The sequence below is a fragment of the Streptomyces sp. NPDC034084 genome (assembly GCF_055575535.1).
Map to the genome: position 1 here is coordinate 171,994 of NZ_JBVISK010000003.1, position 13,904 is coordinate 185,897.

A 13,904-nucleotide genomic window follows, 5' to 3' on the forward strand; every position below is an offset into this window, starting at 1 on the left:
GAGCGTCTCAGGGGCGACCGATCTTCAGGGGCGGCCGGGCTTCCACTCGTGGGCGTGGAGACCGAGCACCACCTCGTCGAGGAACTCGCCCAGCACCCGGGCCGACGAGCGCAGCACGCCCTCACGGACGAAGCCGTTGCGCTTGCCCGGCTGTCCGGAGCCGGCGCCTGCCGCAGGGCCTCTCCTCGGCCCCGGCAGGCCCGCCGCCACCCTCCGTACACCGTGCGCCGCCCGCACATCCGCAGAACCGCGGAATCCGGCGGGCGAGGGCCCCGGGCGGTGCCGAACGGCCGCACTGCGCAGCGCCCGCCGTCGGCTCCTCGGCTAGGGTGATTCGGTAGGGATTGCGCCCCCTGGGGCCGGGCCGATGCGTAGGGCGATGCGTTGGAGACTCATCAGTCGTCGAGCAGGGTTCCGCAGCCGCCGCGGGCGGCCGTCGGGGACGCGGGCGTGCTCCGCGAGCTGCTGCCGATCGCCCTCTGGCGGGAGGACGCCGAGGGCCACATCGTCGAATGGTCGCTCGCCGCGCAGGACCTCCTCGGTCACCGGCCCGAACACGTCCTCGGGAGGCTCGCGACCCCGCTGCTCGTCCCCGACGCGAACCGGGAACTCGCCGACCGGCTCACCGACCGCGTGCAGGCGGGCGAGACCATGGTCGGCACGCTGCCCGTCCGCCACCGCGACGGCCACACGGTCGCCATGGAGATGTGGATCGTCCCGGCCGCCGACCCGGAGGGGCGTCCGGGGGCGATGCTCATCGCGGTGGAGACCTCCGAGGTCCTGCGGATGCGGGAGAACCTGGCGGCGATGGAGAGCCTCTTCACCCAGTCACCCATCGGGCTCGCCCTGCTCGGCCCCGATCTCCGCTTCCTCCGCGTCAACGACGCGCTCGCCGCCATGAACGGCGTGCCGGCCGCACGGCACGTGGGCCGCCGGCTCACCGAGGTCGTGCCCGGCGTCAACGCCGCCTCGCTCGAATCCCTGATGCGGCAGGTCCTCGAGAGCGGTACGGCCGTGGTGGACGCCCGCAGGGTCGGCCGTACGCCCGCAGACCCCGACCGGGACCACATCTGGTCCTGCTCGTACGCCCCGCTCGTCGACCGCGCCGAGCGGCGACCGCTCGGGATCATCGCCTCCCTCGTCGACATCACGGAGAGCCAGGAGGCGCACATCGAGGTCGAGCGCGCCCGTCACCGTTTCGCCCTGCTCGCCGAGGCGGGCGCCCGGATCGGCACCACCCTGGACCTGAAGCAGACGGCCGAGGAGGCCGTCCGCTTCCTCGTGCCCCAGCTCGCCGACTCGGCCGACGTACAGATGCTGGAGTCCGTACTCGAACCCGACGATCCGGCCGCCTCCACCCGGGGCGTGCTGCGGCGGCTCGCGGCACAGTTCCCCGACCCGACCGCCCCCACGGCCCTGCTCGCCCCGGGCCAGACCTTCCAGCTCCCCCTCGACTCCGTGTACGAGCAGGTGGTCGTCCACGGACGGCCCACGAACCTCTACACGTCCGACATCCCGAAGCTCTTCACCGACCCCCGCACCGAAGCGCTCCGCACCTACTTCGCCACCCGCATCGGCTCGGCCCGGCTCGTCCCGCTGGTGGCCCGGGGGCAGGTGCTCGGGGCGGTCACGGTGACCCGGCTGCGGACCCGCGAGCCCTTCGACGCGCAGGACTGCGTCCTCATCGACGAGGTCGTCGCCCGCGCCGCCCTCAACATCGACAACGCCCGCCTCTACACCACGCAGCGCGAGGCCGCCCTCACCCTCCAGCGCAGCCTCACCAACAACGCCCTCCCCGACGTCACCGGCCTCGAACTCACCGGCCGCTACCTTCCCGCGAGTTCCCACGACGTCGGCGGCGACTGGTTCGACGTCATCGCGCTGCCCGGCGGCAGGACGGGACTCGTCATCGGCGACGTCATGGGCCACGGCATCCACGCGGCGGCCGTCATGGGCCAACTCCGCACCGCCGTACGTACCCTGGCCCGCCACGACATCGCTCCGGACCGCATGCTCAGCTCCCTGGACGCCGTCGTGGCCGACCTCGGCGAGGACGAGATGGCGACCTGCGTCTACGCGGTCCACGACCCGGCCACCGGCGGCTGGGTCATCGCCCGCGCGGGGCATCCGCCGCCGGCCGTCGCCCACCCCGACGGCACCATCACCTTCCTCGACGGACCGCCCGGGACGCCGCTGGGCACCGGAGCCCATGACTTCGGCACGGAGGAGGTCGCCTTGCCCGGGGGCGGGCTCCTCGTCCTCTACACGGACGGCCTCATCGAGGCCCGCCACCGGGACCTGGACCAGGGCATGAGGCAGCTCGCCGAGGCGCTGCGACCCCTCGACCGGCCGCTGGACACGCTGTGCGACGAGGTCCTCGGGCGGCTTCTCGCCGGATCGGCCCAGGACGACGTGGCGATGCTCCTCGCCCGCACGACCCGCTGAGTTCCTCTACCGGCGGTGCCTGTACAGGTCGCGGAGGATGGCGATCTCCGCGCCGTGGTGCAGGAGCTCCTGGTTCACCCACCAGACGATCTCCAGGAACGGTTCGTCCACGTCACCGCCGTGCGGGTACGTGCAGAGGCCCACCGTGTCGAGCGCCTTGTCGTCGACGGAGAGCAGAGCCCCGCGCCAGGCGGCCGCGGCCGCGTCGAACGTGGGAAGGGCGGTGGCGACGTCCCCGCAGGCGCGGAAGTCGTCGCGGGTGAGGCTGCGGCTGCCGTTCGTGTGGTCGGCGCGGAGAGCGAGCAGCTCGGAGAGGTGGCTCAGCCGCCAGGCGATCGTCGTGAAGGGCGGCGGCGCGGGGTGCGGCGGAGGAGTCGTGTCCCGTCCCCACTCGCCGGCGCCCACCAGGAGGGTCGCGCCCGGCCCCGGTCCGTCGGTGTGGCGGCGTACGGACCAGCAGGCGGGTACCGGCTCCCACAGGTACTCGGCGTCGGTCATCGGACCGACCTCGACGTCCGTCCCGTTGCCGCTGTCCACCACCGGTCCCGCCATCCGGTCCATGAGCCGTCCCCGCGCGAAGTCGAACTGGGCGAGAAGGGGGACGAGCCGCTCGGGCAGGGGCATGGGACGCTCCGGATCACACGGGGACAGGGCGGTCGTACCCTGCCACAGGAGCCTGCCCGGCGCGCGTGAATAACCCTGCGGGTCCTGGCTGTTGGCGACCGCTACGGGCGGCCGCGACCCGCGGGGCGGTGTGAACCCGTGGAGCGGCTGAGGTCCGGTCGGCAGGTTCAGGTCCGGTCGGCTCGGGGCCGGTGGAACCCGGCCGGGCGTCATGGGTCGGTCGACTCGTGGCCGGTCGAACCCGGTCGGTCGGCTCAGGCCCGGTCGGCTCAGGCCCGGTCGATCCAGGCCCGGTCGATCCAGGCCCGGTCGATCCAGGCCCGGTCGATCCAGGCCCGGTCGTCTCAGGTCCGGTCGATGTGGACGCTGGTCGACTTCACGCGGGCGGTGGCCCGCATGCCGACCTCCAGGCCCAGCTCCTCCACCGCCTCGCGGGTGAGCAGCGAGACGAGCCGGTGCGGACCCGCCTGGATCTCGACCTGGGCGGCGACGTCACCGAGCTTGACGGCGGTCACGATGCCGGGGAAGGCGTTGCGGGCGGAGGTGTACGGTTCGTCGTCGTCCCCGTGGGCGGCCTGCCCGACCTCGATGGAGAAGGCGGCCAGGTCCCGGCCGTCGATGAGGCGCCGGCCGTTCTCGTCGCGATGGGTGGTGACCCGGCCGGCGTCGGCCCAGCGACGCGCCGTGTCGGGGCTGACGCCGAGCAGACGGGCCGCCTGACCGATGGTGTAGGACTGCATGCCGCCACGTTAGGCCGCAGAGGCTCTCACCTGCAAGCAAACCATCCTCATGCCCTGGCATGTGCGAACTCCCCAAGGGTAAGTCCTGGGGCGGTGGGCTCAGGCCGTCCCCGAACGTCGCCCGACCGCCTCGACCAGCGGCAGCAACCGGTGCGCCACCCGCTCGCGCAGGGCGATCTCGGTCCGGGTGCGGACCACGCCGGGCAGCTGGATGAGCCGCTGGATGACGTCCTCCAGATGTCCGGCGTCCCGGGCCACCACCCGGGTGAGGAGATCCCCGCCGCCGGTGATGGAGAAGGCCTCCACGATCTCCGGCACGCCCGCGAGCGCGTCGCCCACCTCGTTCAGATGCCCCTGGGTCACCTCGACGTGCACGAAGGCGAGCACCGGGTGCCCGAGGGCGGCGGGGGAGAGGACCGGACCCGTCGCGGTGATCACCCCGTCCCGCTCCAGGCGGTCGATCCTCGCCTGCACGGTGCCCCGCGCCACCCCCAGGATCCGCGCGTACTCGCGCACGCTGGTCCTCGGCCGCTCGATCAGCAGCCGCAGGATCCGTGTGTCGAGTTCGTCCACCGCCATGCTTCGTCGGCCTCCTTCGCCCCCGTTCGTCCGATTCCCGACTGTACCCATGCCCCGGCCCGCGGCCGGTCGCGAGGAGTTCAGGCGTGGGCGTCCTCCATGGTGACTCGTCGCACCGTACGCAGCGTCGACCGGAGACGGTCCGGATCGGTCGAGCCCAGAGCGAGGCGGAGCGCCTGGGGCGTGTGGGTCGAGGTGGTGAACGGCTCCGCCGTGGATACCGAGATGTGCTGACGCGCAAGGGTGGCGGTCAGGCGATCGGCGCGTGCGTCATCGGGCAGCGGCAGCCATGTGAAGTAGGACGCGGGGTGGCCGATCAGGGGGAGGCCTGCCAGCTCGTGGCGGGCGAGTGCTTGGCGCGCCTTGGCGTCGTCCCGCTTCTGCGCTTCCAAGTGGTCCACCGTGCCGTCGTCGAGCCAGCGGCAGGCGATCGCGGTGGTGAGGGCCGGGGTGTTCCAGGTGGTCGCCCGGATCGCGCGTTCGAGCGGGGGCACCGTGGCCGGCGGGGCGATGACGAAGCCGACCCGGAGGCCGGTGGCGATGCTCTTGGAGAGCCCGGAGACGTAGACGGTGATGTCCGGCGCCGTGGCGGCCAGCGGCGGTGGAGCGTCCTCGACCAGGTAGGCGTAGGAGGCGTCCTCGATGATGAGCGGCCCGTACTGCCGGGCGATCTCGATCAGGCGGGTGCGGTCGGGTGCCGGCATGACCCAGCCCAGCGGGTTGTGCAAGGTGGGCATGGTGTAGATCGCGCGCACGGGGCGGGTCGCGCACAGTTTCTCCAGGGCGTCGAGATCCGGCCCGTCGGTGGTGGTGGGTACGGGCTCCAGGGCGAGGTGAAAGGCGTGCGCGAGCACCTTGAAACCCGGATAGGTGAGCGCGTCGACCGCGACGACGTCGCCGGCGTCGAGCGTGGCCATGAGGGTGATGGCCAGGCCGTGCTGGGCGCCGTTGGCGATGAGGATCCGGTCCGCGTCCGTGGTGATTCCCCGACGCCTCAGGTGCCGTGCGATCGACGCTCTGTCCTGGGGGCGCCCTTGGTGGGGTTGGTAGCGCAGCAGTGAGTCGAGATCACCGGAGGAGGCCACCTCGCGCAGGGCCTGCCGGAGGAGGTCGGCCTGGCCCGGCAGCGACGGATAGTTGAAGTTGAGGTCGACCGCGTCCGGGGCGACGACCTGCTGATCGATGCCATGGCCGGCGGGTACCGCGATGTCACGCACGAACGTGCCGCGGCCCTGTTCCCGGCTCACCAGACCCATCGCCTCCAGCTCGGCGTACACGCGGGTCGCGGTCACCACGGCGATGCCCTCGCGGGCGGCGAGCCCGCGGTGGGTCGGCAGGCGCGTACCCGCGGCGAGTCGACCCGACCGGATGTCCGAAGCGAGCACGTCGACCAGGTGCTTGTACCGCGAGGCTGCCATGCGCCGAATTGTATCCATGACAATTCTTTGACCGTCCTGGTCCGCGGTTCCTACTGTCAAGATCCACCCAGTCGGAAGGAACGCCGCCGTGCACATCGCCATCCTCACCTTCGAGGGCTACAACGAGCTCGACTCCCTGATCGCGCTCGGTGTGCTCAACCGCGTCAAGACCAACGACTGGCGCGTCACCATCGCCACCCCGAGCCCCAAGGTGACGTCGATGAACGGCGTCGTCATCGAGCAGATGTCCACCCTCGAGGAGGCGTGCGCCGCTGACGCCGTCATCGTCGGCAGCGGCATCGCCACCCGCGAGGTCGTCGAAGACCCGGCGATCATGAAGATCCTGCGTGGCCTGGACCCCTCGCGCCAGCTCATCGCGGCGCAGTGCTCCGGCGCGCTCGTGCTGGCCAAGCTCGGCCTGCTCGACGGCATCCCCGCCTGCACCGACCTGATCACCAAGCCCTGGGTCGTCGCCGCCGGCGTCGATGTGCTCAACCAGCCCTTCTACGCCAAGGGCAACATCGCCACCGCCGGCGGTTGCCTCGCCTCGCAGTACCTCGCCGCCTGGGTCATCGCCCGCCTTCAGGGCGACGCAGCCGCCGAAGACGCGTTGCACTACGTCGCCCCGGTCGGCGAGAAGGAGGAGTACATCGAGCGCGCCCGCCGCAACATCACCCCCTACCTGCCCGCCCCCGCCCCGTCACTCGTCTGACCGACCAGCCCGTCGTGAGCGGCGGCCCCCGGGCCGCCCACGAGAACCAGGCGGACCCGGGCCACGCGGAAACGCAAGGCTCGGCGCCGACGCCCAGCTCAGCCGACGCACGTGGGCCAATGGCTTCGTCCGGTCACTCGGTCCACCGTGCCGGTGGGCCAATGGCCCACCGTTCCGCCGGCGAGTTGAGCCGCTGTGTCCCCTTCGGTCTATCCTTGTAGCCATCACATACCTTCGGCGCCGCGCAGCGCCGTCCGGCTACGAGGCCGGACCGGCCCGCGGTGCCTTCGTCGTGTCCGAGCCCCCACCACCCCCGGGGAGCCCCGTACGCGGCGAGGAACAGATCAAGGGGGGCGGTCGGCCGCCGTGCACAAGTACTTCATGGCCCCGGATCCGGGGCTCGTCCGGCTCAGGATCTCGCTCCGTGCCGTCCTCGGCGTCGCGCTCGCGGTCGCCCTGGCCGAGCTGTTCGGCCTGTCCCTCGTCGCTTCCATCACCGCCGGTCTCGCCGCGCTGCTCGCCCTCTTCACGGTCGGCGACCCCACCGTGCGCCGTCAGGCGGTCACCACCGCTCTGCTGCCGACGGTCGGCTTCCCCGTGCTCGCCCTCGCGGCCCTCCTGCACGGCGTGCCGCTTCTGCGCGACGCGGTCTGGCTGGTCGTGGTCTTCGCGGGTGTGTACGCGCGCCGCTGGGGACCGCGCGGGCACGCGCTCGGCATCTTCGCGTTCATGCAGTTCTTCGTGACCCAGTTCCTGCACGCCCTCCCCGCCCAGCTCCCCGAGCTGTACGCGGCCACCGGCATCGCCCTGGGCGCGGCCGGCGCCGTGCGCTTCCTGGTGTGGCCCATCGAGCGCCGTGTCCCCCCGCCCGCGGCGCCCGCCGCCCTGCCCGGGACGGGGCTCGCCCGGACCACCACACGCCAGGCCGTCCAGGTCGCCGTCGCCTCGGGGGCGGCCCTCGTCATCGGACAGTTCCTCTCGGAGGAGCGCTGGTACTGGGCCGTCGGCACCGTCTGGTGGATCTTCGTCAACACGGCCTCGCGGGGCGAGACGCTCGTACGGGGCTTCCGCCGGGTCCTCGGCACCGTCACCGGAATCGCCGCCGGGTTCCTCGTCGCCGTCCCGCTGGGCGGTGCGCCCGTCATCACCGCCGTGCTCGTCGCCGTGTGTGTGTTCGGGATCTTCTACGCCGCCCCCGTGTCCTACAGCTGGATGATCCTCGCGGTCACCGTGATGGCCAGTCTGCTGTACGGGCTGCTGGGGGTGCTGGACGGTGCGCTGCTGCTCCTGCGCGTGGCCGAGACCGGGGTCGGGGCCGTGTGTGCCGGACTCGCCGTGACGCTGGTCCTTCCCGTCCGCACGCACACGACGAACGAGGCGTGGATCCAGCGAGCGCTCCTCTGCGTCCGGTCCGCCACCTCGGCGTCCGTTCGGCGCCTCGCCGGCGAGGAGGCGGCCGACCCGACGCCGCACGCCGCCGAGCTGGAGGCGCTTCTCGGACGCGTGCGGCTCTCGCTGGCTCCGCTGGTGCATCCGTTGAACCCGTTCAGGGGGAGGAAGCAGCGAGCGCGCCGCGTCCTCGGCCTGCTCGACGAAGCGGCCAGGGAGGTGCGGGGACTGGTGGCCGTGGCCGCCGACCCGGATGCCGGTCACGACGCCCGCCTGGCCGCGGCCTGCTGGCGCGTGGAGGCCGCCGTGGAGGCCCTCACCTCCCGCGAAGGGGCCGCGGTGGAACCGGAGGGTCACCCCCGGACCGAGGGTGACGCCCACGCGGGCGCGTCGGCTCTCGCCCACGCCCAGGGGCTCGCCCGCGTGCTCACGGAGCTGAATGCTCCGCTGCGGACCCCGCCCGGCGCGTGGATGCTCCGTTCCTGAGAGGGACCGTACGGGCGGGTCGGTTCCGGTGAGCCGTTCCGTGTCCCGGCCGCGCCTGTGACGGATCCAGCCCACTTCCCCCCTTTGGTCTAGACCGCCTGCTACCGTCGCCCGACGAGACGACGGCCGGTCGACCGCGACCGGCGGACAGGGGAGGGCGCCGTGGGCGGCACAGGGACGGTTCAGGGCCGGAGCGGGGTACGGGCGTACATCGGCTCCTTCACCTCCGCGGGCGGCCGCGGTCTCCTCGTCGCCGACGTGGACGAGGCGACCGGCGCGCTGACCGTCACCGGCGGCAGCGACGCCGTCGCCGACCCGTCCTTCCTCGCCCTCGTCGGCCCCGTGCTCCACGTCGTGTCCGAGACCGAGGCGGGCGCCGTCGCCGCCTTCGACGTCACCGGCCCCGTACCCCGGCCCCTCGGCGCCCCCGTGCCCGTCGACGGCGCCGGCCCCACCCACCTGGCGCTCGCCGCCGGACACCTCCTCACGGCCAACTACACCTCCGGCAGCGTCACCGCCCTGCCCCTGGCCGAGGACGGCACCGCCCGCCCCGCCGCCGCCGTCCTGCGGCACGAGGGCAGCGGCCCCGTGGCCGACCGCCAGAGCGGCCCGCACGCCCACCAGGTGCTCCCCGACCCGAGCGGCGGGTGGGTCCTCAGCGTCGACCTCGGCACCGACTCCGTACGGACCTGCGCGCTCGACCCCGCGACCGGGCGGCTCACCCTCCACCGCGAGACCGCGCTGCGCCCCGGCACCGGCCCGCGCCACCTCGCCTTCCATCCGGCCGGCACGTACGCCTACGTCCTCAACGAGCTGGAGCCCACCCTCACCGTCTGCCGGTGGGACGCGGAGGTAGGCAGCCTCGAACCGCTCGGCGAGACGCCCGTCGTCCCCGAGGGCACCCCCGGCCGCCACTACCCCTCCGAGGTGGTCGTCGCCCGCGACGGACGCTTCCTCTGGGCCGCCGTGCGCGGCGACGACACCCTCGCCGTGCTCGCCCTGGGGGCGGACGGCGCCGAGGCCGGTCTCGTCGCCACCGTGCCCTGCGGCGGCAGCTGGCCCCGCGACCTGACCCTCGACCCCTCGGGGCGGCGTCTCTACGTGGCGAACGAGCGCTCCGGCGACGTCACCTGGTTCGCCCTCGACCCGGAGACCGGGATCCCGTCGCGCACCGGCGCGATCGAGGCCCCCGCGGCCTCCTGCGTCGTCCTCGGCTGAGCCGCCGCGCCCAAGCCGGACACGACGAAGGGCCCGCACCGGATGATCCGGAGCGGGCCCTTCCGTACGACGCGGGGTCGCGGGCCTCAGAGCGCGGGCGCGCCCTGCGGCTGCTGCGGCGGAATGCCCAGCGCGGCCGTGTACTGCGAGAGCACCAGCTTGCCGATGGCCGGGTAGGCGCCCAGCGGTTCGGCGGCGGCGCACCCGGCCTCCTTCGACGCCTCGTCGAGGAGACCGTCGGCCAGCTCGGGGCCGATCAGGTACGGGGCGAGGGCCAGCTGCTCCGCGCCGGCCGCACGCAGCTGCTCGGCCACGGCGGCGATGGAACCCTCCTGGTCGAGGGCGGCGGCCATCACCGGGACGGCGAGGCGCGCGGCGAGCAGCATGCCGGTGATCCCGGCGGCCTGCACGGCCTCCTCGCCACCGACCGTGGCCAGGATGATGCCGTCGGCGGCCGTCGCGACCGTGAACAGCCGGGCCCGGTCGGCGCGGGCCAGACCGGCCTCGGAGAGGCGGACGTGCAGGGCCTCGGCGAGCAGCGGGTGCGGGCCGAGGACGTCGGTCAGCTCGGCGGTGTTGCCGCCGTCCATCAGGGCCTGGCGCACCTGGCGCATCTGGGCGCTGTCGGGGCCCGCGAGCAGCGGGACGACGACCGCGGCCGGGCCCGTCGGGGCGGTGGCCTCGCGGCCGGCGGCGAGGGCCAGCTCGTACCGCTCGGTGCGCAGCGTGGCGGCCGCCGCGAGGACGGTCGCGAGCGAGGGGTGCTCGCTGTCGTCACCCTCCAGGAAACCGATCGCGGCCTCGAGGCCGGGCAGCTCGGAGCGGGCGATGCTCACGACCTCTTCGGCCAGCGAGCGTATGGCGGCGGACGGCGCGCCGGGCACGGCGAGAACCAGTGCGGGAGCGCCCTCGGGCGCCGCCGCGGGTTCGGGGCGACGGTGCCGCCCGGACTGGCGGGGTCGAGGCATTCGTACAGGCAGGCCGGAAGCAGGCCCAGTGGGGGAGCTCATGGCGCCGCATGCTACTGGTTTCGCCCGCCGCGCCGTTGGCTGAGGTGCGGTCACGCGCCTTCTGCCCCTCTATGTCCGCTCTCGGCCGCGGCTTCCGTTCCGCGTCGTGTTCCTCGATGCTCGGACAGACGTTCCACTTCCGCTCGCTCTCCACACCGTACGGGCCCGCTCCCGCTCCGGCGCACCACCTCCCACCTGGGCGGAAGGCGCCGCTCAAGCCGCGTCGACGCCGAACAGCCGGAGCAGGGAGGGGTCTTCCGGCAGGCGCAGGGTGCCGGCGGCGAGCCCGGTGGCGAGGGCGACCGCCCCGGCGAGCGGATCTCCCGCCGACTCCACCGTCCGGGCCCGCGGCAGGAGTTCACCGAGGGCGGCCCGCAGCGGTACGAGCAGGGGCTCGCCCATCCTGAAGAGCCCGCCGGTGAGGGCCACGGAGGCACCCGGCTCCGCGGGGCACACGGCTGCGGCGGCCTCGGCGATGTGCGCGCCGGCCCGCGCGAGGATGCCGGCCGCCACGGGATCCGCCGCGGCGCAGAGCCCCACCTCGGGGGCGAAGGAGGCGAGCACCGCGGGCCGGTCCGTACGCGGGTAGAGCACGCCCGGCAGTCCCGCCGCCGGCCCGAAGAGCTTCTCGGCCCGGGTCAGGAGCGCCGTCGACCCGCCGCGCCGGCCGTCGTACGCGCGCATCGCCGCCTCCAGGCCGGCCCGGCCGATCCAGGCGCCGCTGCCGCAGTCGCCGAGGAGGTGCCCCCAGCCGTCGGCCCGCCGCCAGGACGTCAGATCGGTCCCGAGCGCGACGAGACCCGTACCGCCCGCGACGACGACGCCCGGCCGCTGCCCGAGCGCCCCGGCGTACGCGGTGACCGCGTCGGCCGCGAGCGCGAGACGGCGCACGCCCCACGCCGCCTCGAAGGCGCCCGGCAGTTCGGCCCGCAGCTCGTCCCCGAGGGTCGCCATCCCGGCGGCACCCACGGCCGCGGCGGCGATAGGCCGCCCGCCGGCGCGCTCCCGCAGGGCGGCGACGGCGGGCAGCACCTGTTCCAGGAAGTGAACGGCGGAGATCCCGTCCGGTCCCGTCCGGACCGGCTGCCGGGAGGAGACGGTCTCCAGGACGGTGCCGCTCGCCTCGGCGAGCGCGATACGGAGCCCCGAACCGCCGGAGTCGACGCCGACGACGAGGCCTGCTGCGGGTTCGTTCACGGAGACCACGGCACAACGTCCTCACGGAGCGGTCGGAAGGGTGATCGGCAGTGTAGGACCAGTCCGGCGGATCAGGGCCGGGTCCGCGACGCCCGGCACTGCCCCAGGAGGCGGGGCGCTGTCGGTGTAGGCCGGTAGAGTGACGGACCGTGACAGCGCGACCCTTGAACGAACTGGTGGAGCCCGGCTGGGCGGAGGCCCTGAGCCCCGTCGCGGGACGTGTCGCCGCGATGGGCGACTTCCTGCGGGCGGAGATCGCCGCCGGCCGGACGTACCTGCCCTCCGGGCCGAACGTGCTGCGGGCCTTCCAGCAGCCCTTCGACGAGGTGCGGGTCCTGATCGTGGGTCAGGACCCCTATCCCACGCCGGGGATGGCGATGGGCCTCAGCTTCTCGGTCGCCCCCGAGGTCCGTTCGCTCCCCGGCAGCCTGGAGAACATCTTCCGGGAACTGCACACCGACCTCGGTCTGCCCCGGCCGTCGAACGGCGATCTGACCCCGTGGACCCGCCAGGGTGTCCTGCTCCTCAACCGGGCGCTGACCACGGCCCCGCGCAAGCCGGCCGCCCACCGGGGCAAGGGCTGGGAAGAGGTCACCGAGCAGGCGATCCGCGCGCTGGCCGCCCGGGGCAAGCCCCTGGTGTCGATCCTCTGGGGCCGTGACGCCCGCAACGCCCGCCCGCTCCTCGGCGACCTGCCCGCGATCGAGTCCGCGCACCCCTCCCCGATGTCGGCGGACCGGGGCTTCTTCGGATCCCGCCCGTTCAGCCGGGCGAACGAGATGCTCCTCGGCATGGGCGCCCAGCCGGTGGACTGGCGCCTGCCCTGACCACTCCGACCGGTGACGACCCGCCACCTCCGGGCCCTCGCCGGAAGGGTCCGGTCAGCCCGCCCTCGGCGGAGGGCCGACCGCGCTTCCTCCGGTGAGGCCCCCGGGCGTCAGATCACCGCCGCCCGCACGCACAGGACGTCCGGCAGGTGCTCCGCCAGGAGCTGCCAGCTGTCCCCGTCGTCGGCGCTCGCGTACACCTCGCCGTTCCGGTTGCCGAAGTAGACGCCCGCCGGGTCCGCGTCGTCCGTGCACAGCGCGTCCCGCAGCACCGTGCCGTAGTGGTCCCCCTCGGGCAGTCCCCGGCTCAGCGGCTCCCAGGTCTCGCCCGCGTCCGCCGTGCGGTAGACGCGGCAGCGGCGGCCCGCCGGCACCCGGTCGGAGTCGGCGGTGATCGGGAAGACGTAGGCGGTGTCGGGCCGGTGCGGGTGCGCGGCGACCGCGAAGCCGAAGTCGGAGGGGAGCCCCGAGCCGATGTCGGTCCAGTTCGCGCCGGCGTCGTCGCTGCGGAAGACCCCCCAGTGGTTCTGGAGGTAGAGCCGGTCCTTGTCGCCCGCGTCCTGGGCGATCTTGTGGACGCACTGCCCGAACTCGGGGTTCGGATCGGGCAGGAAGACGGCGGACACGCCGTGGTTGGAGGGGGCCCACGCGGCCCCGCCGTCCCGCGAGCGGAACACGCCCGCGGTCGACACCGCGACCGTCAGCGCGTCCGGGTCGCGCGGGTCGGTGACCACGGTGTGCACGGCCTCGCCGCCTCCGCCGGGCACCCACTGGGAGCGCGTCGGATGCTCCCAGAGCGGGCGGACGAGCTCGAAGGACTCGCCGCCGTCCGCAGACCGGAAGAGCGCGGCCGGCTCGGTCCCCGCGTACACGACGTCGGGGGAGTGCCCCGGCGCCGGGTGCAGCTGCCAGACGCGCTCCAGGGAGGCACCCGTGTCCTCGGGGAACTTCACGGCGGGACGCGCGGGTTCGGTCCAGGTCCTGCCGAGGTCGTCGGAGTGGAAGACGGAGGGGCCCCAGTGGGCGCTGTCCCCGCCCGCGAGCAGACGCGGGGTCGGTCGCCGGGTGTCGATGGCGACCGAGTACACCGCCTGCGCCGGGAAGCCGGGATCGTCGAACTCCCATCGTCCGTCGTGCCGCCGGCCGATGAAGAGGCCCTTGCGGGTGCCTACGGTGAGGAGTACGTCGGGCATGACTGCCACCTCCAGGACGCCGTTGTCACTGATACGGGCCAGTCTGCACCCGGCCACTGACAACGG

General features: G+C 73.8%; 12 protein-coding genes and 1 pseudogene. 5 read left to right on the forward strand and 8 right to left on the reverse strand.

All coding sequences use genetic code 11. The annotated features are described in order from the left end of the window. Positions 1–24: 24 nt before the first annotated feature. Positions 25–144: pseudogene (locus ACZ51I_RS11800) on the reverse strand (GNAT family N-acetyltransferase); the annotation flags it as partial. A gap of 240 nt (positions 145–384) precedes the next feature. On the opposite strand from ACZ51I_RS11800, the gene ACZ51I_RS11805 reads away from it, so the two are divergent. Continuing rightward, on the forward strand, positions 385–2,445 hold the full coding sequence (locus ACZ51I_RS11805; RefSeq protein WP_468874216.1) for a SpoIIE family protein phosphatase: 2,061 nt from the start codon (positions 385–387) through the stop codon (positions 2,443–2,445). Positions 2,446–2,451: 6 nt separating this feature from the next. On the opposite strand, the gene ACZ51I_RS11810 is transcribed toward ACZ51I_RS11805, so the two are convergent. The 4 genes from ACZ51I_RS11810 to ACZ51I_RS11825 all read right to left on the reverse strand — a co-directional run bounded on the left by ACZ51I_RS11810 (position 2,452) and on the right by ACZ51I_RS11825 (position 5,806). Further along, positions 2,452–3,069: a DinB family protein gene (locus ACZ51I_RS11810; RefSeq protein WP_468874219.1), complete on the reverse strand. Its 618-nt coding sequence runs from the start codon at positions 3,067–3,069 to the stop codon at positions 2,452–2,454. 344 nt (positions 3,070–3,413) lie between these two features. Next, positions 3,414–3,809, reverse strand: coding sequence for a TOBE domain-containing protein (locus ACZ51I_RS11815; protein WP_468874221.1), 396 nt, complete (start codon positions 3,807–3,809; stop codon positions 3,414–3,416). 99 nt (positions 3,810–3,908) lie between these two features. After that, positions 3,909–4,388 (reverse strand): Lrp/AsnC family transcriptional regulator, encoded by a 480-nt coding sequence (locus ACZ51I_RS11820; protein WP_468874223.1) that lies wholly within the window; start codon positions 4,386–4,388, stop codon positions 3,909–3,911. An 80-nt stretch (positions 4,389–4,468) separates the two neighbouring features. Continuing rightward, a complete protein-coding gene (locus tag ACZ51I_RS11825) occupies positions 4,469–5,806 on the reverse strand; it encodes an aminotransferase-like domain-containing protein (protein ID WP_468874226.1) in 1,338 nt (445 codons plus the stop codon). Positions 5,807–5,894: 88 nt separating this feature from the next. On the opposite strand from ACZ51I_RS11825, the gene ACZ51I_RS11830 reads away from it, so the two are divergent. From ACZ51I_RS11830 to ACZ51I_RS11840, 3 genes are all read left to right on the forward strand, one after another. Then, entirely contained in the window at positions 5,895–6,518 is a 624-nt protein-coding gene (locus tag ACZ51I_RS11830; protein WP_468874228.1) for a DJ-1/PfpI family protein, read from the forward strand. A 381-nt stretch (positions 6,519–6,899) separates the two neighbouring features. Further along, the gene (locus tag ACZ51I_RS11835) at positions 6,900–8,393 is read left to right on the forward strand and encodes an FUSC family protein (RefSeq protein ID WP_468875608.1); all 1,494 of its coding nucleotides are present in this window, start codon (positions 6,900–6,902) and stop codon (positions 8,391–8,393) included. Between the two features lie 162 nt (positions 8,394–8,555). Then, entirely contained in the window at positions 8,556–9,611 is a 1,056-nt protein-coding gene (locus ACZ51I_RS11840) for a lactonase family protein (RefSeq protein WP_468874230.1), read from the forward strand. Between the two features lie 86 nt (positions 9,612–9,697). On the opposite strand, the gene ACZ51I_RS11845 is transcribed toward ACZ51I_RS11840, so the two are convergent. Together ACZ51I_RS11845 and ACZ51I_RS11850 are read right to left on the reverse strand one after the other, a co-directional pair. Continuing rightward, positions 9,698–10,621 carry a sirohydrochlorin chelatase gene (locus ACZ51I_RS11845; RefSeq protein ID WP_468874232.1) on the reverse strand — a complete coding sequence of 308 codons (924 nt, stop codon included), beginning with the start codon at positions 10,619–10,621 and terminating at the stop codon, positions 9,698–9,700. Positions 10,622–10,834: 213 nt separating this feature from the next. Further along, positions 10,835–11,827: an N-acetylglucosamine kinase gene (locus ACZ51I_RS11850; RefSeq protein WP_468874234.1), complete on the reverse strand. Its 993-nt coding sequence runs from the start codon at positions 11,825–11,827 to the stop codon at positions 10,835–10,837. A 140-nt stretch (positions 11,828–11,967) separates the two neighbouring features. Between ACZ51I_RS11850 and ACZ51I_RS11855 the strand changes: the two genes are divergently transcribed. Then, on the forward strand, positions 11,968–12,645 hold the full coding sequence (locus tag ACZ51I_RS11855) for a uracil-DNA glycosylase (RefSeq protein ID WP_468874236.1): 678 nt from the start codon (positions 11,968–11,970) through the stop codon (positions 12,643–12,645). A gap of 110 nt (positions 12,646–12,755) precedes the next feature. Here ACZ51I_RS11855 and ACZ51I_RS11860 read toward each other — a convergent pair whose 3' ends face one another. Then, positions 12,756–13,838, reverse strand: coding sequence for a WD40/YVTN/BNR-like repeat-containing protein (locus ACZ51I_RS11860; RefSeq protein WP_468874238.1), 1,083 nt, complete (start codon positions 13,836–13,838; stop codon positions 12,756–12,758). Positions 13,839–13,904: the final 66 nt, after the last annotated feature.